Annotated in this window: 21 protein-coding genes; 11 read left to right on the top strand and 10 right to left on the bottom strand. The window is 74.2% G+C overall.

Going from position 1 to position 21900, the window contains the following annotated elements:
* Window positions 1-34: 34 nt before the first annotated feature.
* Entirely contained in the window at window positions 35-754 is a 720-nt protein-coding gene (locus tag ACFYNO_RS31315) for a TetR/AcrR family transcriptional regulator (RefSeq protein WP_388020263.1), read from the bottom strand.
* 117 nt (window positions 755-871) lie between these two features.
* Between ACFYNO_RS31315 and ACFYNO_RS31310 the strand changes: the two genes are divergently transcribed.
* The gene (locus tag ACFYNO_RS31310) at window positions 872-2455 is read left to right on the top strand and encodes an FAD-dependent monooxygenase (RefSeq protein ID WP_388020260.1); all 1584 of its coding nucleotides are present in this window, start codon (window positions 872-874) and stop codon (window positions 2453-2455) included.
* 187 nt (window positions 2456-2642) lie between these two features.
* On the opposite strand, the gene ACFYNO_RS31305 is transcribed toward ACFYNO_RS31310, so the two are convergent.
* The 6 genes from ACFYNO_RS31305 to opgC all read right to left on the bottom strand — a co-directional run bounded on the left by ACFYNO_RS31305 (window position 2643) and on the right by opgC (window position 7462).
* Window positions 2643-3134 (bottom strand): hypothetical protein, encoded by a 492-nt coding sequence (locus ACFYNO_RS31305; protein ID WP_388020256.1) that lies wholly within the window; start codon window positions 3132-3134, stop codon window positions 2643-2645.
* A complete protein-coding gene (locus ACFYNO_RS31300; RefSeq protein ID WP_388020246.1) occupies window positions 3131-3352 on the bottom strand; it encodes a hypothetical protein in 222 nt (73 codons plus the stop codon). The genes ACFYNO_RS31305 and ACFYNO_RS31300 overlap by 4 nt, the downstream gene beginning before the upstream one ends.
* Before the next feature lie 12 nt (window positions 3353-3364).
* Window positions 3365-3994 (bottom strand): DUF5825 family protein, encoded by a 630-nt coding sequence (locus tag ACFYNO_RS31295; RefSeq protein WP_388020243.1) that lies wholly within the window; start codon window positions 3992-3994, stop codon window positions 3365-3367.
* Window positions 3984-5921, bottom strand: coding sequence for a RiPP maturation radical SAM C-methyltransferase (locus tag ACFYNO_RS31290; protein WP_388020240.1), 1938 nt, complete (start codon window positions 5919-5921; stop codon window positions 3984-3986). The genes ACFYNO_RS31295 and ACFYNO_RS31290 overlap by 11 nt, the downstream gene beginning before the upstream one ends.
* 64 nt (window positions 5922-5985) lie before the next feature.
* Window positions 5986-6132: a hypothetical protein gene (locus ACFYNO_RS31285; protein ID WP_388020237.1), complete on the bottom strand. Its 147-nt coding sequence runs from the start codon at window positions 6130-6132 to the stop codon at window positions 5986-5988.
* Between the two features lie 187 nt (window positions 6133-6319).
* Window positions 6320-7462, bottom strand: coding sequence for an OpgC domain-containing protein (opgC, locus tag ACFYNO_RS31280; RefSeq protein ID WP_388020234.1), 1143 nt, complete (start codon window positions 7460-7462; stop codon window positions 6320-6322).
* Window positions 7463-7720: 258 nt separating this feature from the next.
* Between opgC and ACFYNO_RS31275 the strand changes: the two genes are divergently transcribed.
* A complete protein-coding gene (locus ACFYNO_RS31275) occupies window positions 7721-9295 on the top strand; it encodes a Re/Si-specific NAD(P)(+) transhydrogenase subunit alpha (RefSeq protein WP_388020231.1) in 1575 nt (524 codons plus the stop codon).
* Between the two features lie 5 nt (window positions 9296-9300).
* Window positions 9301-10740: a Re/Si-specific NAD(P)(+) transhydrogenase subunit beta gene (pntB, locus tag ACFYNO_RS31270; protein WP_388020228.1), complete on the top strand. Its 1440-nt coding sequence runs from the start codon at window positions 9301-9303 to the stop codon at window positions 10738-10740.
* A gap of 85 nt (window positions 10741-10825) precedes the next feature.
* Here the strand turns inward: pntB and ACFYNO_RS31265 are convergent, their stop codons facing one another.
* Entirely contained in the window at window positions 10826-12007 is a 1182-nt protein-coding gene (locus tag ACFYNO_RS31265; protein ID WP_388020225.1) for an MFS transporter, read from the bottom strand.
* A gap of 89 nt (window positions 12008-12096) precedes the next feature.
* Here ACFYNO_RS31265 and ACFYNO_RS31260 point away from each other — a divergent pair, with 89 nt between their 5' ends.
* From ACFYNO_RS31260 to ACFYNO_RS31225, 8 genes are all read left to right on the top strand, one after another.
* Window positions 12097-12936 carry a helix-turn-helix transcriptional regulator gene (locus ACFYNO_RS31260; RefSeq protein ID WP_388020222.1) on the top strand — a complete coding sequence of 280 codons (840 nt, stop codon included), beginning with the start codon at window positions 12097-12099 and terminating at the stop codon, window positions 12934-12936.
* 72 nt (window positions 12937-13008) lie between these two features.
* Window positions 13009-13395: a hypothetical protein gene (locus ACFYNO_RS31255; protein WP_388020219.1), complete on the top strand. Its 387-nt coding sequence runs from the start codon at window positions 13009-13011 to the stop codon at window positions 13393-13395.
* Between the two features lie 278 nt (window positions 13396-13673).
* On the top strand, window positions 13674-15089 hold the full coding sequence (locus ACFYNO_RS31250; RefSeq protein WP_388020216.1) for a PLP-dependent aminotransferase family protein: 1416 nt from the start codon (window positions 13674-13676) through the stop codon (window positions 15087-15089).
* A gap of 194 nt (window positions 15090-15283) precedes the next feature.
* On the top strand, window positions 15284-15988 hold the full coding sequence (locus ACFYNO_RS31245) for a hypothetical protein (protein WP_388020213.1): 705 nt from the start codon (window positions 15284-15286) through the stop codon (window positions 15986-15988).
* Between the two features lies 1 nt (window position 15989).
* Window positions 15990-17246 carry an ATP-grasp domain-containing protein gene (locus ACFYNO_RS31240; protein ID WP_388020210.1) on the top strand — a complete coding sequence of 419 codons (1257 nt, stop codon included), beginning with the start codon at window positions 15990-15992 and terminating at the stop codon, window positions 17244-17246.
* Entirely contained in the window at window positions 17239-18519 is a 1281-nt protein-coding gene (locus tag ACFYNO_RS31235) for an acetyl-CoA carboxylase biotin carboxylase subunit family protein (RefSeq protein WP_388020207.1), read from the top strand. The genes ACFYNO_RS31240 and ACFYNO_RS31235 overlap by 8 nt, the downstream gene beginning before the upstream one ends.
* On the top strand, window positions 18516-20051 hold the full coding sequence (locus ACFYNO_RS31230) for an ABC transporter substrate-binding protein (protein WP_388020204.1): 1536 nt from the start codon (window positions 18516-18518) through the stop codon (window positions 20049-20051). Before ACFYNO_RS31235 ends, ACFYNO_RS31230 begins: the two co-directional genes overlap by 4 nt.
* A 20-nt stretch (window positions 20052-20071) precedes the next feature.
* On the top strand, window positions 20072-21364 hold the full coding sequence (locus tag ACFYNO_RS31225; protein WP_388020201.1) for an MFS transporter: 1293 nt from the start codon (window positions 20072-20074) through the stop codon (window positions 21362-21364).
* Window positions 21365-21393: 29 nt separating this feature from the next.
* Here ACFYNO_RS31225 and ACFYNO_RS31220 read toward each other — a convergent pair whose 3' ends face one another.
* Window positions 21394-21645: a type B 50S ribosomal protein L31 gene (locus ACFYNO_RS31220; RefSeq protein WP_388020198.1), complete on the bottom strand. Its 252-nt coding sequence runs from the start codon at window positions 21643-21645 to the stop codon at window positions 21394-21396.
* 28 nt (window positions 21646-21673) lie between these two features.
* Window positions 21674-21838, bottom strand: coding sequence for a 50S ribosomal protein L33 (gene rpmG, locus ACFYNO_RS31215; protein ID WP_388020195.1), 165 nt, complete (start codon window positions 21836-21838; stop codon window positions 21674-21676).
* Window positions 21839-21900: the final 62 nt, after the last annotated feature.

Genomic DNA, 21900 nt, shown 5'->3' with positions numbered 1-21900 from the left:
AATCGGGCGGGAGTCAACGACTCGTCAGCAGGAGTCACCCTTCTGCCGCGCGGGCGGCGAGGGTGCCGAGACCGGCCAGCAGGCAGTCCAGGCCGAACTCGAACCGCTGCCCGGTGTCCGGGTGTTCGGCCTCGATCACGACCCGGGCGAAGTGCGGGTACTCGCCGCTCGCGACGATCTCGCGGAGGTACGGGCCCACCGAGGCCTGCCACTGCTGCTCGGTGAGGCCGGTGCGGCGCCGGGTGTCCTGCTCGGTCAGCTCGTCGGAGACCGCGCCCAGCACGTAGTGGTAGAGCGTCCGGATGGCGCTGTTGCCGAGGGTCGCGTCCGGGGTCAGCGCGGCGGCGGCGGCCAGCGCATGGTCCATCTGGCGCAGCGAGTTGGGGCCCAGCGAGGGCCGGGACATCATGATGCCGCCGAGCCAGCGGTGGCGCAGCAGGTCCTCGCGCAGGTGGCGGGCGACGGCGGCCAGGTCGGTGCGCCAGTCGCCGTCGAGCGGGTGCGGCGGACGCTCGCTGCGCACCGCGTCGACCATCAGGTCGAGCAGGTCGTCCCGGCCGGCCACGTAGCGGTAGAGCGAGGTGGTGCCGGTGCCCAGGTCGGTGGCGACCCGGCGCATCGAGAGCGCGTCCAGGCCCTCGGCGTCGGCGATCGCGACGGCGGCCGCCACGATCCGGTCGACCCCGGGTGCCTGCCGGCGCGGGGCGCGCTGCTCACGGGCCCAGACCAGCGGCGGGTTCGGCTGCTCGGACATCGCGGCATCTCCTCGGGGTCATTCCGGCTGGGCACATCCTATGCCAACGGTTACAGTGTTCCCATTAGCGGGAACGGTGTTCCCGTTCGAGTCTTCGACTGCGACCGAGGAGGCGTCATGCGGCATGTCCGGGTTCCGGTGCTGGTGGTGGGCGGGGGGACGGTCGGGCTGGCCGCCGGGGTCTTCCTGGGCCACCACGGGGTCGCGGCCCTGGTGGTGGAGCGCCAGGACGGGCCCTCGGTCCACCCGAGGGCGACCGGGATCGGTCCGCGGACCGTCGAGCTGCTGCACGAGGTGGGCCTGCTGGAGCGGGTGAACGCCGTCGCCATCGACGGCTCGGCGGGCAACCTGGGCCTGATCAAGGGCGACACCCTGGCCACCGCCCCGGCGCTCACCGGGCCGCCGCCGCCCGTTCCCGCCCGGACGGCGAGCCCCGACTCCCCGTGGGCCGCCACGCCCTGGTCACTGCGCGGCACCTGCCCGCAGAACCGGCTGGACGCGGTGCTGCTGCAGAGCGCCCGGGAGCGCGGGGCCACGGTGGCGTACGGGACGGAGCTGGTCTCCTTCCACCAGGACGAGGACGGCATCACCGCCCGGCTCGACGGCCCGGACGGCCCGTGCACGGTGCGGGCCGAGTACCTGATCGCCGCCGACGGCGTGCGCAGCCAGGTCCGCACGGCACTCGGCATCCCGACCGGCGGGGCGGGCGCGATCGGGACCCCGAAGGTCAACATCCTCTTCCGCGCCGACCTGAGCCCGTTCACCCGCGGCCGGCTCTTCCTCGGCTGCGAGACCGCCGGCCCCGACCGGTCCGCGATGCTGATGACGGTCGACGGCGAACACGACTGGGTGCTGCACGTCGGCTACGACCCCGAGGCGGGCGAGTCGGCCGCGGACTTCACCACCGAGCGCTGCGAGGAGCTGATCCGCGCGGCCGTCGGCGGGGAGGCCGGCGAGCTCGGCGCGGTCGAGGTGGTCAGCGTCCTGCCCTGGCGGGTGCGGGCCCAACTCGCCGACCGCCTCTCCTCGGGCCGGGCCTTCCTGGTCGGCGACGCCGCGCACGCCATCCCGCCGCTGGGCGCCTTCGGCATGAACACCGGCGTCGCCGACGCCCACAACCTGGCCTGGAAGCTGGCCCTGGTCCTGCGCGGCACGGCGGCGCCCGCACTGCTGGACAGCTACGACGCCGAACGGCGCCCGGTCGGCGCCCTCGCCGTCGACCAGGGCCGGCGCCGGCTCGACCACCCGGGCCTGCACTGGGACTTCAGCCCGGCCGGCGCGCCCGGCCGGGCCGCCGCCCAGCTGGTCAACGCCCCGGTGGTGCACCTCGGCTACCGCTACGGCGGCGCCGGCCTGCTGCCCTCCACGGAGGATCTGGTCCTCGACGGCTCGCCCGGCTCGCGGCTGCCCCACCTGTGGTGCGAGCAGGACGGCGTGCTCCGCTCGACGCTGGAGCTGGTCCGCTCACGCTTCACGGTCCTGGCCGGGCCGGCGGGCGCGGAGTGGCTGGCGGCCGCTGAGAAGCTGGGCGTGGACGGGCAGCTGGTCGACGCCCCGGACTGGCCCGCGACGGTCGGAACCGGGCGCGGCGGCGCGCTGCTGGTGCGGCCGGACGGCTTCGTGGCCTGGCGGGCAGGTGACGGAGCGTCGGACCCGGCGGGCGAGCTGGCGGAGGCGCTGGGGCGGTCGCTGGGGCGTTGAGTTCCGCGGCCCACCCGGCGAGTCGCCCAGGGCCGCCGTGCCGAGGCCGCCGAGAGCGGTCGCGAAGAGGCCCGGGAGGAGCAGCCAAGTCCAAGCGCTGGAACGGGTGTTGCGCAGGGGGCCGCCCGGTGGCCGCCGACGGGTGCGTGCTCCTACCCGTTCCCCCGCCCAGGCGGTCAGGACCGATTCACAGCCCCCGGATCTCCCGGCTGCCCAAGGTCAGCCCCGCCGACGCGACCATGGTCGCGCCGGTGACCACGAAGACGATCGGGGTGCCGAACGCCGAGACCGCCGCGCCCACGGCGATCACCGAGAGCGGGAAGACGCAGAGCGCGCAGAAGGTGAGCGCTCCCATCACCCGGGCGAGGAGTTCGGGCGGGGTGCGGTGCTGGATGCCGGTCAGCAGCAGCACGCCGTTGACGGTGCTCGCGGCGCCCGCGATCGCCAGCATCGTCAAGGCGCCCGGCAGGCCGGCGAACGGGACCAGGGCGACCGCCGTGCCCATCGCCAGGGCTGCCACGCCCGCCGCCGGGCCGCGGCGGCGCAGGCCGGTGAGGGCGCCCGCGAGCAGGCCGCCGATCAGGCAGCCGCCGGTGAAGGCGGCGAGCAGGGCGCCGAAGCCGACCGCGCCGGCGGCGAAGTCGCCGGTGGCCAGGGCGGGCAGGCCCACCCGGGTCATGCCGCCGAGGGTGAGGCGGAGACCACCAGGCTCAGCCGCTCGGTGCCGCCGCCGAAGGCGTACACCAGCAGCGGCAGGCTGACGGCCTGGAAGGCGTTGCCGAACTCGGAGGCGGCCTGCCCGAGGAGCAGCAGGCGGAAGCCCCGGGTGCGCAGCGGCCGCAGGCTGAGCCGGGGGCGCGGGCGCCGCCGCGGCTCCGCGACCAGTTGGTCGGTCACGCGGCCTCCCGGTCAGACGAGGGTGGAGGGGAACGGCCAGCGGCGCACCCCCATCGGCAACCACCAGGCCAGGCCGCCCTGTTCGGTGATCAGCCCGGCCTCGGTGAAGTCCCGCCGGACCCCGGCCGGCAGCTGCTCGGCGGGGGTGCCGTCGAGCAGCGCGGGCAGCTGCTCCAGCTGGCCGGGCTCGTCGATGGTGTACAACTCCAGGGCGCCGGAACGCCGGTCGCGCACCTCCACGAAGCCGGGGCCGCGCCGGAAGAGGCACTTGCCGGGGAAGTAGCCGCCACGCCAGCGCGCCAGTGCCTCGGAGCCCGCGCCGATCAGCCGCTCCGGCGGGTAGAAGTGGTGGTAGCGGCCGTCCGCCGCGCCGCAGCCGTCCGGGCAGCTCCCCGTCCAACGCACCGCCAGTCCTTGGCCGGTGGCCTCCCGGACCAGCAGCAGCGCGGCCACCGAGGCGGCCGGGGCGTCGGCGCAGAGCAGCACCGGCTCCGGCAGCCGCAGGCACCGCACCCCCTCGCGGTGCCACCGGGTGACGGCCTCCCGGGCCGGCCCGTCCAGGGTGCGCGGGCCGAGCGCGATCCCGGGCAGCCGCTGCACGGACGGCTCGTAGTCGAGCCACAGCTCGGCCTCAACCGGCATGGACGGCCTCCGCAGGCTTCCCGTGCCTCCCAGGCTTCCCGTGCCTCCCATGCTCCCCGTGCTCTCCGTACTCCTCGTGCTCCCCGTGACGGTGCGCCACCCGCATCAGCACCTGGTTGTCCGACTCCACCGCCACCTGCAGCCAGCGCTCGCCGTCGTGGAAGAGCAGCCCCAGCCCGTCCCAGCACCGCAGCAGCGGTTCGACGGCGGCGGCGCCGCCGGGGAGCCGGGCGGCCAGGGTGGCGGGGGAGCGCGGCTGGTCCAGCAGGCGGAACAGCGCCAGCTCCACCGGGCCGGTCAGCTCCAGCACCCGCCAGTCGTAGCCGGGGCGGGAGTTGGCGATGACGATCCGCTCGCCGCCGTCCCGGTAGTCGAGCCGGCTGACCGGGAACGCGGCCCGCCAGTCGTCGCCCGCCGCGGTCAGCAGGCCGGCCAGGCCCTCGTCGATGCCGCGCGGCGGCGCGCTGAAGATGTAGGCCAGATCGGCGAGTTCGTCTTCCGGCAGCCGGTAGGTGGCCCGGTACTGGTAGGCCGGGCGGAGCAGGTCGAAGCCCAGCTCCGGCCGGTCGAAGTAGGGGCTGAACCGCTCGATGGCGATCCGGCCGGTCCCGCTCGGCGGGTCCAGGTGGTGCAGGGCGGGCAGCCGGCGCAGCACCTGGTGGTAGTCATCCGGCCGCTCGCCGGGGAAGCCGTAGAGGTGGTTCCAGGTCACCGAGACGCCGGCGCTCTGCGCATCCCGCAGGGCGCGGACGTTCTGGCAGCCCGTCACCCCCTTGTCCATGATCCGCAGTACCCTGCTGCTCAGGCTCTCGATGCCGGGCTGCACCTGCACCGCGCCCGCCTCGCCCAGCAGTTGGAACTGCTCGCGGCGCAGGTTCGCCTTGATCTCGAAGTGCAGCCGCAGGTCCACCGGCAGCTCGGAGAGCGGGCGCAGCACGCTCTCGAAGTAGCCCATGTCGAGGATGTTGTCGACCACGTAGACGTCCAGCAGCCGGTGGCGTTCGGTCAGTGAGAGCACCTCGTGCAGGAAGTCCTCGGGCCGCTTGGAGCGGAACTCCATGGCGGAGCCGTTGAGTCCGCAGAAGGTGCAGTGGTGCTTGGCGCCCCACCAGCAGCCGCGGGAGCCCTCCAGCACCAGCTTGGGCTCGACCCAGCGCGCCGCCACCGAGGCGTCCAGCCGTTCGAAGAAGCCGTCGTAGCGCGGTGCGGGGATCGCGGAGGGCGGCAGCGGCCGGGCCGCCATCGGGTTGGCGTGCGAGCGGCCCTCGCCGTCGCGCCAGCAGAGGCCGGGCACGCCGGGGAAGCCGGGGGAGTCCGCCGCCAGCAGCTCCAGCAGGGCGGGGAAGGCGAGTTCGCCCTCGCCGCGGACCACGAAGTCCAGAAACGGGAAGTTGCGGTGCAGCGCGGCGCCCTGCGGACCGTCGCAGTTGGCGCCGCCGAGCACGGTCCGCACGCCCGGGGCGAGCCGTCGGAGCAGCCGCGCGGCGGCCAGGCTGGCCGCGTTCTGCTGGAAGGTGGAGCTGAAGCCGACCAGGTCGGGCGGGTCCGCGGCGATCGACTCGACCAGCCGGGCGGTGAACTCCGGTGCGCCGGCCCGGGTGGCCAGGGCCAGCCGGGTCTCCTGCCCGGTGGCGCCGTTGGCGGCGAGGAAGCGCAGGAACTCCCCGGGGTCGGCGTCCTCCGCCTCGTGGAGCGCGCCCGCGAAGGCCCAGTCCCCGGCGCCCTGGAAGTAGGAGCGGTCGGAGAAGTAGGTGTAGTCGGCGGCGCCGAAGCCGCTCCGCTCGGCCGCCCAGTCGGCGTACTCCAGGTTGGCGTAGCGCACCTCGACCTGGTGGCCGGCCCGCTCGGCGACGGCGCGCAGGATACCGAGCGCCAGGGAGGGCAGGTCGAGCGCGCCCCACGGCATCTGCAGCAGCAGGATTCGCATGGTTCCGCTTCCGTCGTCGTGGAGCCGCCCCGGGCCGCGCGGTGCGGTCCGGGGCGGCCGGCGGTCACTCGCCCCGGGCGGCCGGGACGGGCTCGACCAGGCGGCTCGGGACGGTGACGGCCTGCGGCACGGTGACGGCTTGCGGCACGGTGACCAGGCGGTCGGTCCCCGGCGCGCTGATCGGATGGTTCTGAACGGTGCGGCGCTTCATGCGGGTTCACCTCGGATCTCGGTGGGCGGGCAGTGGCCGGCCTGTGACACATGATATGTGACATGTCACCAGAACCCTGCAGTGGGCCGACGGCGATCGCCACCGACTGTATGCGCTCCGCACGGACGGGTGGACGCGCGGAGGACAGTTGGCCGGAAATCGCCGCCGGCCGACCGGGCGGCCGGCGTCAGGCCCCCGGCAGCAGGAAGGCCAGGAACCGGATCCGCACCGCGCACCAGATCGCCACGATGATCGCCAGGTCCACGCTGGTGTTGAACCAGAACCCGTGCGGCCCGAAGGCCAGCGGGATCAGGAAGATCACCAGGCTCTGCGCCACGTAGACGTAGAGCGAGTTCCGGCCCAGCGGCAGCAGCACCCACCCGATGGTCCGCGCCAGCGGCCGCTCGAAGTGCCGGATCAGCAGGTAGGTGCCGGCCGCGCTGATCGCGGCCAGCACCGGCCGCAGCAGCCCGAGCCGGTTGTCCTGGAAGAGCTCGTTGTAGACCGGCCCGCTGGTCAGCTCCGGGTGGTACAGCAGCACCGTGCCCGCCGCGTAGATCACCACCGCGGCGATGACCAGCGCCACCCGGGCGCCGCGCCGGGTGATCGGGGGGAGCCGGCCGGCCAGCCGCCGCAGGTCGTCCCAGTGGTAGCCGGCCGCCATGCCCAGGAAGAAGTAGATGCCCCACTGCAGGAACGGGCTGAGGAACCCGGTGTCGGTCCGTGAGGGAAGGACGAACCCGGCGTACGCCAGCAGCACGATCACCGCCGCGAGCCGCCGCGAGAGCAGCCAGATCGCCACCGGCACCAACAGGAACATCGGCACGTAGAAGGTCAGGAAGTCGGCCCAGCCGTAGGTGTACCGAAGGGTCGCCGCCTGCCCGAGCACCCCCAGCGGCGAGGAGCCGCTGTTCAGCCCGGCCTTGACGTCGGTGTGCCCGTGCGCCGTGGCCACCCGGCCGATCCCGGTGTAGAGCAGGGTCAGGGCGACCGCGACCAGGTAGAGCTGGCCGGCCCGCCTCCAGGAGTTGCGCGCCATCCGGGCCGCGCCGTGCCGCTCCAGGTCGCGCCGGCGCAGCATGCCGACCAGCAGTCCGGAGATCATGAAGAAGTTCTCGGCCTCGGAGACCAGCAGCGAGCCCCGCCCGTCGACGTCCCCCAGCAGCGAGGGCAGGTAGTCCAGGTGGACCGCCGCCAGGATCGCCACGTAGTAGCCGCGCATCAGGTCGAGCGCGACCACCCGCCGGCGTCTCGGCGCGGCCGTCCCGGCGACCGCTTCGCAGGGGCGGGCGGTCCGGCTCGGCGCCGGGAGGTCAAGGGGCGTCGTCATGGGACCAGTCCCCCATGCGGATCTTTGACGACCATGAGAACGGCCTTACCGTGGCTTGAGGCTCGGTCCAGCGGCGAGCCGCCGTGAACCACGTCACTGCCCGGACCCCTGCGCCGGACGGGTCCCGGACGTGTAGGTTCCTGCGCCCAAGGGGAAAGACAGAGCCCCCGTTCCGCAGTTCCCCGGAGTTCCACGCACACCCCCCGCACCGCAGATCCCCCGTCAACTGCTCCCGTGACGAAGAGAGAGCCAGGAGAGATGTCTGCAGACGGCTCCACGCACCACCCCCCGCAGGTCGTCGGCGTGGTCACCGAATCGGCCCCCGGCGAGACCAGGGTCGCGGCCACCCCGTCGACCGTGCGCGGCCTGCTCGCGCTCGGCTACCAGGTCGTGGTCGAGTCCGGGGCCGGCACGGCCTCCGGGTTCACCGACGAGGCGTACACCGAGGCCGGTGCCCGGATCGGCGACGCCTGGTCCGCCGACACCGTGATCAAGGTCAACGCCCCGTCGGACCCGGAGATCGCCCGGCTGGGTGACGGCGCCACCGTGATCGGCCTGCTCGCCCCCGCCCAGCGCCCCGACCTGCTGGCGGAGCTGTCGACCCGGTCGCTCACCGCCCTGGCGCTGGACGCGGTGCCCCGGATCTCCCGCGCGCAGTCGATGGACGTGCTCAGCTCGATGGCCAACATCGCCGGCTACCGGGCCGTGATCGAGGCCGCCCACGTCTTCGGACGGTTCTTCACCGGCCAGGTCACCGCCGCCGGCAAGGTGCCCCCGGCCAAGGTCCTGGTGGCCGGCGCCGGCGTGGCGGGACTGGCCGCGATCGGCGCCGCCAGCAGCCTGGGCGCGATCGTCCGGGCCACCGACCCGCGCCCCGAGGTGGCCGACCAGGTCCGCTCGCTGGGCGGCGAGTACCTGCCGGTGGACGTGGCCCAGGAGGCCAGCACCGACGGCTACGCCAAGGCCACCTCGGCCGACTACGACCGGGCCGCCGCCGAGCTCTACCACGCGCAGGCCGCCGACGTGGACATCGTGGTCACCACCGCGCTGATCCCCGGCCGCCCGGCGCCGCGGCTGCTCACCGCCGAGGACGTGGCGGTGATGAAGCCCGGCAGCGTGATCGTCGACATGGCCGCCGCGATGGGCGGCAACGTCGAGGGCACCGTGGCCGGCCGGGCCGTGGTCACCGACAACGGCGTCACCATCATCGGCTACACCGACCTGGCCGCCCGGCTGCCCGCCCAGGCCTCCCAGCTCTTCGGCACCAACCTGGTGAACCTGCTCAAGCTGCTCACCCCCGGCAAGGACGGGCAGCTGGTGCTGGACTTCGAGGACGTGGTGCAGCGCGCCGTCACCGTGGTGCGGGACGGCGAGACGACCTGGCCGCCACCCCCCGTCGCCGTCTCCGCGGCTCCCGGCGCGCCCGCCGCGCAGCCCGTGGCCGCGGCCGCCGCCGAGCCGGCCAAGCCGAAGCTGACGCCTGCCGCCCGGTTCGGCCTGATCGGCGCCGGGATGCTCGCCATGTTCGCCGTGGTCGGCTTCGCCCCGGCCCAACTCGCCGAGAACTTCACGGTCTTCGCGCTCGCCGTGGTGATCGGCTACTACGTGATCGGCAAGGTGCACCACGCGCTGCACACCCCGCTGATGTCGGTGACCAACGCGATCTCCGGGATCGTGGTGATCGGCGCCCTGCTGCAGATCGGGCACGAGAGCGCGCTGGTCACGGTGCTCGCCTTCGTGGCGATCCTGCTGACCAGCGTGAACATCTTCGGTGGCTTCGCCGTCACCCGCCGGATGCTCTCGATGTTCTCGACCTCCCCCGAAAGGCGCTGAGCCCGATGACTGCCATCACGGCCTCGCACGCCGCTGACCTGGTCGCGGCCCTGCTCTTCATCCTCAGCCTGGCGGGGCTCTCGCAGCACCGCACCTCCCGGGCCGGCGTGGTCTACGGCATCGCCGGCATGGCCATCGCGCTGGTCGCCACCATCGTGCTCGCCGCCCGGACCGTCCCGGCCGGTGACGTGCTGCTGATCCTGCTGGCGATGCTGCTCGGCGGCGTGATCGGCCTCTGGCGGGCCCGCCGGGTCGAGATGACCCAGATGCCCGAGCTGATCGCGGTGCTGCACAGCTTCGTCGGCCTGGCCGCCGTCCTGGTCGGCTGGAACAGCTACCTGGAGGTCGAGCGGCACGGCTCCGCGCAGACCGCTGTGGTCGCCGACCTGCTGCGGATCCACCACGCCGAGGTGTTCATCGGCATCTTCATCGGCGCCGTCACCTTCACCGGCTCGATCGTCGCCTTCCTCAAGCTCTCCGCGCGGATCAACTCCCGCCCGCTGACGATGCCCGGCAAGAACGCGCTCAACCTCGGCGCGCTGGCCGCCTTCCTGGTGCTCACCATCTGGTTCACCGTCAGCCCGGACCCGGGCCTGATGATCGCCGTCACCGTGCTGGCCCTGGCGCTCGGCTGGCACCTGGTCGCCTCGATCGGCGGCGGCGACATGCCGGTCGTGGTCTCCATGCTCAACAGCTACTCCGGCTGGGCCGCGGCCGCCGCCGGGTTCCTGCTCGACAACAACCTGCTGATCGTCACCGGGGCGCTGGTCGGCTCCTCCGGCGCCTACCTCTCCTACATCATGTGCAAGGCGATGAACCGCTCCTTCCTCTCGGTGATCGCCGGCGGCTTCGGCATCGAGGCGCCCACCGGCGGCGAGGAGGAGCAGGGCGAGCACCGCGAGATCCGGGCCCAGGAGGTGGCCGAACTGCTGGCCGCCGCCGACTCCGTGGTGATCACCCCGGGCTACGGCATGGCGGTGGCCCAGGCCCAGCACCCGGTGGCCGAGCTGACCCGGCGGCTGCGCGAGAGCGGCGTGAACGTGCGGTTCGGTGTGCACCCGGTGGCCGGGCGGCTGCCCGGTCACATGAACGTGCTGCTGGCCGAGGCCAAGGTGCCGTACGACATCGTGCTGGAGATGGACGAGATCAACGACGACCTCGCCGACACCACGGTGGTGCTGGTGATCGGCGCCAACGACACCGTCAACCCGGCCGCCATGGACGACCCGGGCAGCCCGATCGCCGGCATGCCGGTGCTGCGGGTCTGGGAGGCCGGGCAGGTGGTGGTCTTCAAGCGCTCGATGGCCTCCGGCTACGCGGGCGTGCAGAACCCGCTCTTCTTCCGGGAGAACAGCAGCATGCTGTTCGGCGACGCGAAGCAGAGCGTGGAGGCGATCCTCCAGGCGCTGCCCGCCGAGCGCGCCGTCGCCCGGGCCTCGGTGTAGCGGGGGCGGGGCCGGCATGGCCCGGGTCGGCGGCGGGGGAGCCGGCGGCCCGGGCCGGCGCGGTGGTCGCACTGCCGGGTACCGGTCAGCCCGTGCCGCCGAAGCGGCGCCGGCCGAGCACCACCGCGGCGGTCAGCGGCACCGTCGCCGCGGCGGCCAGGCCGAAGACCGGTCCGAACCGGCCGTGTTCGGCCGCGCCGCCGCCGAGCAGGGAGCCGAGCGCGCTGCCGACGAAGAGCGCGGCCACGTAGCAGGAGACCGCCGTGCCGCGGGCCGCAGGCACCACGGAGGTGGCCCAGGCCTGCAGCGTGGTGTGCAGGAACGCCCAGCCCGCGCCCAGCAGCACGGCCACCAGCGCGTAGGTCCAGACCCCGGGCGCGAGGGCGGCGGCCGCGTAGCCGACGGCCGCGAAACCGCCGCCGATCGCCGCCAGCCCGTGCGGCGGTATCCGCCCGGTGAGCGCCTTCACGGCCCGGGTGAAGAGCAGCGTCCCGGCGCCGTACAGGGCGGTGACCGCGCCGGCCGCCGCCGCGGACAGCCCCCGGTGCTGCAGCGCCGGGGCGACGAAGGTCAGGCCGCCGAGCAGCACCGCGCCCTCGACCAGGCCCAGCACGGCCACCAGGTGGGCGTACGGCGCCCGCAGCACCGCGCCGAGCTGCGCGCTCAGCCGGCCGGCCGGCGGCCGGGCCGGTTCGGCGGTGCCGCGCAGCCCGAGCAGCGCGACCAGGGCCGCCAGCGCCGGGCCCGCGAACACCAGCCGCCAGCTCAGCCAGTGCGCCACCAGACCGGCGAACAGGGCGGCGAGCCCGCTGCCGAGCCCGAGCGCGGCCATCAGGTCGGCGAGCGCGGACTGCCGGCGGGCGGGCGCCACCGCGTCGCCGACGAAGCTCAGCGAGGACGGCACCACGGCGCCGAAGGCGAACCCGGCGGTGACCCGCAGCGCCAACAGCGAGTCCGGGTCCGGCGCCAGGGCGGACGCCAGCCCGGCGAGCGCCGCCAGCAGCAGCGCGGCCCGCACCACCCGCAGCCGGCCGATCCGGTCGGACAGCACGCCCCAGAACGGCTGCGACAGGCCGTAGGCGAGGGCGTAGCCGCCGGCCAGCGCCACCGTGGCGGCGAGGGGGACGTGCAGCGCGGCGGCCACCGTCAGCAGGATCGGGCCGACGGCGAACCGGTCGAAGTTGGCGGTGAAGGCGGCGGTGATCAGCGGCAGCGGCACCCGGCTCTCCGGAGGGGCGGTCGGTGCGAGGGTCTGAGCTTGCGTCATGCCGTCCATCGTCGGCCCGCCGCGGGCGCGTTCCGGCGGCCAGCCGCTCACTGATCATCCGGGGAGCGGAAGTAATAGTCTGGGCCGTCATGGACGACCGTGAAGCAGGGCGCCGCGCGATGCTCGGCGCGTTCCTGCGCTCGCGCCGGGAGCGGCTGAGGCCCGAGGAGTTCGGCCTGGCCGCCGGACCCCGGCGGCGCACGCCCGGGCTGCGCCGGGAGGAGGTGGCGCTGCTCTCGGGCGTCAGCCTGTCCTGGTACTCCTGGCTGGAGCAGGGGCGCCCGATCGGCGCCTCCCGGCAGGTGCTCGACGCGCTGGCCGGCACCCTGCGGCTGACCGGGGCCGAGCGCCGCCACGTCTTCGACCTGGCCGGGGAGGCCGACTCCGGACCGCCGTCGGCCGCCGACGGCTGCCCCGCGGTCGGCGACCACCTGCGGGCCACGGTCGCCGCGCTGGCGCCCAACCCGGCCTGCCTGCTGGACCGGCACTGGGACATCCTGGCCCACAACGAGGCGGAGTCGCGGCTCTTCGGCGGGCTGGACGAACTGCCGCCGCATCAGCGGAACATGGTCTGGCTCTACTTCGGGCGGCCCTCGACGCGGTCGATGCTGAAGGACTGGGAGGGCGAGTCCCGGGCGGTGCTGGCCCAGTTCCGGGCCTCGGCGGACCGGCACCCGCACGACCCGCGGTTCGCCGAGATCCTCGCGCAGCTCTGCGGCGCCGACCCCGGGTTCCGGGCGCGCTGGGAGCGGCACGACGTGGGCGGGTTCATGCCCGCGCTGAAGCGGTTCGACCATCCGGTGCTCGGCCTGCTGACGTTCCGGCAGACGAAGCTGATCGCGGCCGAGGACCCCGATCTGCACCTGGTGGTGCGGCATCCGGCGGATCCCGCGACCGGGCGGGCGCTCGGCGAGGCCCGGCCGGGGTGACCGGGCGCGGATAATGGCCGGTGGCGCGGGCCGGCCGGTCCGCGGCGGTGGTCGAGGGAGAGGTGCAGGCGGATGGGCTTGGAGGCGGGCCGGCGGGTCAGGCTGACCGGGGACCTGGGGATCGCGGAGGCGGTCGCGGCGCCGGGCCCGGGGGAGCCGGCGGCCGTGGTCGGGTTCCTCTCGCTCGGGGCCGGGCTGGAGGGCACCGTCGAACGGGTGGACGGGGAGCTGCCGGAGAGCGAGGCGGTCCGCGAGTACCAGCGGCGCAAGGCGCTGCTCGACGACTACGGGCACACCATGCCGGAGGCGAGCCGGGCCCGGCTGGCGGCGGAGGTCGCCGAGCTGGAGCCGGAGTGGGCCGCACACCGGGAGCGTGGCCGGCGGGTGACCGTCAGGGTGCGGCTGGACAACGGTCTCGTACTGGACGGCGCGCACCAGGACATTCTCGCGGCGCTCTGACAACTGCCGCCTGATCTGCCACAACAGCTGCCCTGGGCACGGGAGTTGTGGGGATCTCGTCGAGGGTTGTCAGGTTTCCCGACATTCGCCCGCGGGGGGAACAACGGTCTGGGTGTTCACGTTCTGGACATGTCAGGCCGCCGCCGTACCCCGGTGGTGGAGGAACTCGGCGCGCAGCCCACCCGGCGGATCGACCGACCTCGGCAGTCCGGGCTGCTCGCCGACCGGTGGATGGCGGGGGAATGGCAGAAGCGATCTATGCGATCAGTCCGGGGCAGATGAGCCGTCTGCTGAACGACTGGCAGTGCGCCGGGCCCGCGTACGCCGCGCTGGCCCGGCGGGTGCGCCAGCTGATCCGCGAGGGCCAGTTGGTGCCCGAGACCCGGATACCCCCCGAGCGCACCCTGGCCGAACAGCTCGGGGTCAGCCGCACCACCGTCACCAAGGCCTACGACCTGCTGCGCTCCGACGGGCACCTGCACAGCGTGCGGGGCTTCGGCACCGTCATCGCGCCGCCGGAGCAGGGCACTTCGGGCCCACCGGGGCAGCCGGGCCGGCCGGCCGGCGCTGCTGCCCGGCTGAGCCGCTGGCGGGCCGACTTCACCGTGCCCACCCTGCCGACGCCCGAACCGGTGGTGGAACGGGCCGTGCTGGCCTGCGCCGCCGAGATCGCCCGCTCGCTCGCGGCCGTCGAGACCGACCCGCGCGGCCTGCCCGAACTGCGCAAGGCGCTCGCCGACCGCTACACCGCGCGCGGTCTGCCGACCTCGCCCAGCCAGCTCTTCCTCACCCAGGGCACCCGGCACGCCTGGCAGTTGCTGCTGAAGGTGCGGGCCAGGGCCGCCGCGCCGGTGCTGCTGGAGGCCCCGACCAGCCCGCAGCTGATCGACGCGGTCCGGCTCTTCGGCGCCCGGCTCTGCCCTGTCCCGCTCACCCCGGAGGGCTGGCAGGTCGACCTGATCGCCGCCGCGCTGAAACAGGTCCGCCCGGCGCTGGCCTTCCTCACCCCCGACTTCCAGGACCCGACCGGCCGGTTGATGCCCGAGCAGGACCGCTGCCGGCTGGTCGAGGCGGCGCAGAGGTCCGGCACGCTGCTGGTCGCCGACGAGAGCGCCGCCGAACTCTGGCTGGACGAGCAGCGCCTGGAACCCTCGATGGCCGCGCACGACCCGCTGGACACCGTCGCGCTGATCGGCTCCAGCAGTTCGGCGCTGGGCTGCGGGCTGCCGGTCGGCTGGATCCGGGCGATGCCCGCGATCGTCAACCGGCTGGCCCTGAGCAGCACCGCGCAGGGCTCCCGCAGCGCCGTCTCCGACCAGGTGATCGCCGCCCGACTGCTGGACCGGGTCCCGGAGTTGCTGGCCGAGCAGCGCGGCCTGCTGGCCCGCCGCCGGGACCTGCTGGCCGCCGAGCTGCGGAGCACCCTGCCGCACTGGCGGTTCGCCCTGCCAGCCGGCGGCACCGCCCTCTGGGTGGACCTCGGCGCGCCGATCAGCACCCGGCTGGCCGCCGCCGGCGAGCGGCACGGCCTGCGGCTGCTGCCCGGCCCGCGGTTCGGCGGGGGCGGCAGCTACGACAGCCACCTGCGGCTGCCGTACACCGCCGCCGAGCGGACCCTGCGCGAGGGCGTGCGGCTGCTGGCCCGCGCCCACGAGGAGGCCACCGCCGGCCGCGACCTCAAAGAGCTGTTCTAGCCCAGGCCAAGAGCAGGGAGCAGACCAAGAGTTCGGGATTGGCTCTTTTCCTGGCTCCGGATAATCGACCATGATGGTTCCGGAACACGGAAAGGCCCGCGTTTCCGGCCGAAGCATCCCACCCGATGCGGTCCTCGCCGGAAGCGATGTGCGACATCCCCGAAAACCTTCCCGAGAAGGGCAGTTCCCCACCCATGGAAAAGCTCGACCGCGACCGCCTCGAAACCCTCGCCGCCGAACTCCTGGAGAAGCAGTTCCAGCGCGTCCCCAAGCTGCGCGAGCTGCACAAGGGCGAATGGATCGACCGCGACTACTACGTGCGCCACATCACCGAGACGGTGCTGCGGATCCGCCTGAACAACGAGGTCGACAGCTACGCGCTCTACAAGGTCGGCTCGCAGGACGACGCGCTGGCCGCAAAGCTCGCCAAGTACCTGGCCGAGGAATTCGGCCACGAGAACATGTTCGTCCGCGACCTGGAGAAGTTCGGCCTCACCATCGACGAGCTGAACGCCACCCCGGTCTTCCCGTCCACCGCCAAACTGATGGGCTACCTCCGCCTGGAGGCCGACCGCAGCGGCCCGGCCCCCACCACCATCTGGGACTGGTTCGTGGAGTGGTACTCCGACCAGTACAACCCGGTCATCACCGACAAGGCCGCCTCCGAGTTCGGGAAGGAGTACGTGCACGGCACCCAGGCGCACATCGCCTTCGACGAGTCGCACGACCACGACGAGCTGATGTTCCGCACCGTCTCCCGCGCGGTGGAGAAGTTCAGCAGCCCCGAGCAGGCCGAGGTCTACCTGACCGTCTTCATCGACCTGATCGGCGACTACTTCGCCGAGCTCTACGAGTCGACCGTCGGCGCCCGGCCCGAGCCGGTCGCCGCGGCCAGCTGACATGACGGGCCTCCGCGACGCACCGGCCGGCCGGGTGCTCTGCATCGAGCCGATGTCCTCCGGGGCAGCACTGCTCGGCGCCGCACACGACCTGGGCCTGGAGACGGTGGTGCTGTCGTACGACGGCGACGACCGCCGGCTCGCCGACCGGGTGCGGCAGGACACCGACACCCTGGTGGTGCTCGACACCAACGACGAGGCCGCGCTCACCGCGGCCGCCGTCCGGCTGCACCGGGAGCGGGAGTTCGCCGGCGTGCTGCCGGGCTTCGAGTTCTACGTGCCGGTGGCCGCCCGGATCGCCGCCGAGCTCGGCCTGCCGGGCCTGGCGGCGGACTCGGTCGCGGAGGTCCGTGACAAGGCGCTGATGCGCCGTCGGATCGAGGCCGCCGGGCTGCGCGTACCGCGCTATGCCACGGCGGCCTCGGCCACCGAACTCGACGCCGCGGCCGAGGCGGTGGGCTTCCCCTGCGTGCTGAAGCCGACCGACTCGGCGGGCAGCGTACACGTCAGCCGGGTCGACACGCCGGAACGGTTGCGCGCCGCCTACCAAAGCCTGACGATGGATCAGCGACTGGACCTGGGGCGGAGATTGGACGGACGGGTGCTGCTGGAGGAGTACCTGGACGGCCCCGAGGTGTCGGTCGAGGGCTGCGTGGCGAACGACGGGCAGGTGTTCATCGCCGCCGTCACCCGCAAACTCCTCGGCGCCGAACCGCACTTCGTCGAGCTCGGGCACGTGGTGCAGGCCGAGCTGAGCCCGGCCGAGCGCCGGGCCGTGGACGCCTACGTCTCGGCGGCGCTCACCGCGCTCGGCGTGACGCTCGGCCCGTTCCACTGCGAACTGCGGCTGCCCGGCGGCGAACCCGTGCTGATCGAACTCGCCGCCCGGCTGGGCGGGGACCACATCCCCGACCTGGTGGAGACCGCCACCGGCGTGCCGCTGCCGCACCTGGCGGTCGCCGCCTACACCGGGCTCGACCCGCAGGACGTGCCGCTGCGCGCGCCCCGGGCCAAGTACGCGGCCATCCACTTCCTCACCGCCCCGGAGCTGGCCAGCTACCGCACCGTGCGCGGACTGGAGCAACTGCGCGAGCGGCCCGAGGTGCTGGCGGCCGAGCTCTACCTGGCACCGGGCGAGCCGATCCCGCCGCTGCACGACTTCCGCGGCCGGCTCGGACACGTCCTCTACACCAGCGACTCCTACGCCGACGCCCTCGCGCTGCGGCAGACGTTCGACCTTGGAGTGTCCTTTGCCTGACCACCTGCCCGACGAATCCGCCGCCGGCTCCGAGGCGAGCCCGCTGCTGCTGGTCATCAACCGCTTCGACGACGAGTTCGGCGAGTACCACCGCTTCGTGCCCGACGGCAGCCACCGGCTGGCCTACCTCACCACCCCCGACGCGGTGGCCCCGCTGGACCGGGCCGGTGCGGTGGAGACCGTGGTGGTGCCCGACCTGCGGTACGAGACCCTGCTGCCGCAGGCCCGCCGGCTCACCGAGCAGTACGGGCCGCTGGCCGGGATCGTCGGCGTCTCCGAGTTCGACCTGCTCACCGCCGCGCAGCTGCGCCAGGCGCTGGCCGTGCCCGGCTGGAGCACCGACTACGTGCTGCGGTTCCGGGACAAGGCCGTGATGAAGGACTGGGTGCGCCGGGCCGGGGTGCGCGCCCCGCGCTACCTGGAGCTGGGCCCCGGCGCGGACGCCGCCGCGGTGGCCGAGCAGCTGGGCCTGCCGCTGATCCTCAAGCCGCGCGACGGCGCCGCCTCCCGCGGGGTCCGCCTGGTCGCCACCCGCGAGGAGCTGGCCGGGGAGCTGGCCGGCATCGCCGCGGACGGCGAGTACGAGGCCGAGGAGTACGTGGACGGCGCCATCCACCACGTGGACGGCATCCGCACCAAGGGCCAGTTCCACTTCGCCACCGTCTCCGCCTACGTCAACACCTGCCTGGAGTACACCCGGGGCGCCCCGCTGGGCTCGGTGCTGCTCGACCCGGGCGAGGAGCGCGGCGAGCTGCTGGGCTTCGCCGCCGACTGCCTGGACGCGCTGGAGCTGTGGGACGGCCCGTTCCACCTGGAGCTGATCGTCCGGCCCTCGGGCCAGCCGGTCTTCCTGGAGGTCGGCATCCGCCCCGGCGGCGCCGGCGTGCCGTTCCTGCACCGCGACCTCTTCGGCATCGACCTGTTCGCCGAGGCCTTCCGCACCAGCCTCGGCCTGGACCCGCTCACCGAGGCCGCCGACCCGCTGGCGCTGCCGGGCGCCGGCGGCTGGCTGATCTTCCCCGAACCCACCCCCTGGCCGCAGCGGCTGACAGCCCGTCCGTCCCTGGTCGGCACCGTCCCCGAGGTCTACGCGGAGGCCCTGCCCGAGCCCGGACACGTCTTCGACGGCGAGGGCGGCTACGACCACGCCGGCGGCCGGTTCCTGCTGCGCGGGGCCGACCGGGCGGCCGTCGAGCGCGCCGTGCACACGGCGATCGACGGCTACCGGATGGACGTCGAGCCGGCCGGCGGCGCCGAGGCGGACGGGCGGTGACCGAGCAGCCGCTGCGGGTCCAGCTCGGCGAGCCCTCGGCGATCGACCCCGGGCGCGCCTTCGAGCACGACGGCGCGCTGGTGGCCGGCCTGCTGGCGGACCCGCTGGTGGACTGCGACCCGGCGACCGGGGCCCCCGCCCCGGCCGCCGCCCGCGCCTGGCAGGTGGCGCCGGACGGCCTGGGCGTGCGCTTCGAGCTGCGCCCCGGCGTCCGGTTCCACCACGGCCGGGAGGTCACCGCCGAGGACTACCGCTACTCGCTCTCCCGGGTGGTCCGCCCGGAGACCGACTCGGCGCTGGCCGCCGGGCTGGCCGCCGTGGCGGGCTACCAGGAGGTGGCGGCCGGGCGGGAGCGGATGCTCAGCGGTGTCCGGGCGCTCGGCCCGCTGCTGCTGGAGGTGCGGCTGAGCCGGCCGTTCCACGAGATCGCCCGGGTCTTCACCCAGCGGGTCACCGCCCCCGTCCCGCAGGAGCTGGTCGAGGCCGACCCCGAGGGCTTCGCCCGACGGCCCGTCAGCAACGGCCCCTACGCGGTGGTCGAGCCCTGGCGGCCCGGCATCGGCCTCGCCCTGGAGCGGTTCGCCGGCTACCACGGGGCCAACCAGGCGCTGCCGCACGGCGGCGCCGGGCAGAGCGAGCGGATCGAGTTCCATGTCCACCAGACCCTTGCCGAGGCCCACCAGGCCTTTCAGCGAGGCGAGTTGGACGTCACCGAGCTGCCCTCCGAGCTGATCGGCCAGGCCGCGGCCGAGGAGCCGGCGGCCTTCCACAGCACGCCCAACCCGATGGTCACCTACCTCGGCTTCCCGACCGCCGTCGCGCCCTTCGACGATCCGGTGGTGCGCCGGGCGGTGGCGATGTGCGTGGACCGGGAGGCGATCGGCGCCCGGCACTTCGCCGGCACCCGGCCGGTCGCCGACCGGGTGGTGCCGCCCGTGGTCGACCCCGGCGGCCCCGGACTGCGGCTCGCCCACGACCCGCGGGGCGCGCGCCGGCTGCTCGCCGAGCACGGCGTCGGCGCGCCGCCGCGGGGCACCGCCCTGCTCTTCAACGGCGGCCAGGGGCACGAGGGCTGGGTGGCCGACGTGGTGCGCTCGATCCGCGACGGCCTCGGCTGGGAGATCGCGCCACGCCCGCTCGACTGGCCCGCTTACTTGCGTGAACTCCCTGCCGCGGATACACCTTTCCGTATGAATTGGGCTCTCGATCACCTCTCCTACGACAATGCTCTGCATCCGCTGGTGCACAGCGAGGCGGTGGGGGAGAGCAACCACCCCCGCTACCGCAACCCGGAGGTCGACGCCCTGATCGACAGCGCCCGCGCCACCGCCGACGCCCCCGCCAGGCGGGACCGCTACCGGCGGGCCGAGCAACTGGTGCTGGACGACCTGCCGCTGCTGCCGCTCTGGCAGGGCGCGCTCTACCACCTGGTCTCCGAACGGCGGTTGGCGCCGGTGCGGCGCCCGATCGACGTGCTCGGCGTGCCCGCCCTGCGCCAGTACCGGCGCAGCGCCGCCGGGGCCGCCCGGTGAGCTCGGCACTGGTGCGGTGGGTGCGCGGACAGGTCCCCGCGCACCCGGTGGGCCGGGCGGTGGCCGGCGCCGCGATGACCGGCTGGATCGGCACCGGCGTCTGGATCTCCGCCTCCACCCTCTTCTTCACCCGGCTGCTCGGCCTGACGGCCGATCAGGTCGGCGAGGGGCTGGCGATGGGCGGCATCCTCGGGCTGCTGGCGATGATGCCGATCTCCTCGCTGGCCCGCCGGTTCCACGCCGGGCGGGTCGCCACCGTGCTGCAGGTCTTCCGCGGCCTCTCCTTCCTCAGCTTCCTGGCCGTCGACTCCACCACGACCTTCTACCTCGCGCTGGCCGTGGTCTCGGTGGCCGACGGGCCGGGCAAGATGTTCAGCCAGATCATGGTGGGCCGGTTCGTCCCGGAGGGGGAGCGGGCCGGCACCATGGCCGGCATCCAGGTGGCCACCAACATCGGCGTCACGCTGGGCGCGATGCTCGGCGCGGCCAGCCTGCTGCAGGTGCGCCGGGGTGCCTTCGACGCGATCGTGCTGCTGGTCGCGCTGGTCTTCTTCCTCTCCGCCGCCCTGCTGGCCCGCGCCACCTGGCGGATGGCCGACCTCGGGCCCGAGCAGGGCGAGCGGACCGCTCCCGCGGCGGGGCTGGGCGCGCGGGTCCGGTCGGCGCTGCTGCCGCTGCGGGACCGGCGGTTCGTGCTGCTGACCGCCGGCAACGGGCTGCTCTCCGCGCACATCCCGCTGATCAGCGTGATGACCCCGCTCTGGCTGGCCCACCGGACCAGCGTGGCGCCCGCGCTGATGGGCGTGCTGCTGCTGCTCAACACGCTGACGGTGGTGGCGCTCCAGGTGCCGATCGGCAACCGGGTGAGCGGGCTGCGCGGCGGGGTGCGTGCGGGCTGGGCGGCCGCCGTACTGCTGGCCGCCGGGTGCGGGCTGCTCGCGCTGGCGGCCTTCGTGCCGACCGCCCTGGCGGTGGCCTCGCTGGCGCTGGCGGTGCTCTGCTTCACGCTCGGCGAGATCATCCAGGTCACGGCCGGCTGGACGCTCTCCTTCGCACTCGCGCCCGAGGACCGCCGCCAGGCCCTCTACCTGGGCTTCTTCGGCACCGGCCCGGAGGCCGTCGCCGTGCTCGGCCCCGCCGTGCTGGCCTGGCTCACCACGCGGTTCGGCGCGAACGGGTTCGCGGTGGTCGCCGTGCTGCTGATCGCGGCGGCGGCGCTGATGCGCGCCGGAGCCGCGGCAGGCGGCCCGCCGGGCGAGGCGGCCGGCGGAGTGCGGGCGGAGGCCGGGGAGCGCTCCGCCTCGGTGAAGTGACGGACTCGGTGAAGTGACGGAGCGGCCGGTCAGCGGCCGGGCGTGCCGTAGCGGCGGTTGAACCGCTCGACCCGGCCGGCCGCGTCCACCACCCGGGACCTGCCGGTGTAGAACGGGTGGCTCGCGGAGGAGACCTCGACGTCGATGACGGGATAGGTGCGGCCGTCCTCCCACTCGACGGTGCGGTCGCTGGTCGCGGTCGACCGGGTGAGGAAGGCGAGGCCGCCGGCCCGGTCGCGGAAGACGACGGGGCGGTAGGCGGGGTGGATGCCGGGCTTCATGGGTGTGCTCCTCGGGGGATCGGGGCGGTCAGCGCTCTTCGCGGAACTCGGTGTGGCGGCCGAGCACCGGGTCGTACTTGCGCAGCACCAGGCGGTCGGGGTCGTTGCGGCGGTTCTTCCGGGTCACGTAGGTGTAGCCGGTGCCGGCGGTCGAGCGGAGTTTGACGATCGGGCGCAGTTCGTTGCGGGCCATGGCGGGGTCCTTCCCTCCGGGTCGGGGTCGGCGGCGACACTACCCGAAATGAAACTCGTTTT

Origin of the sequence: Kitasatospora sp. NPDC006697 (assembly GCF_042869935.1) — a bacterium.
GTDB lineage: Bacteria > Actinomycetota > Actinomycetes > Streptomycetales > Streptomycetaceae > Kitasatospora.
The sequence above is the reverse complement of the archived record's forward strand: the minus strand, read 5'-3'. Positions and strand labels throughout refer to the sequence as shown.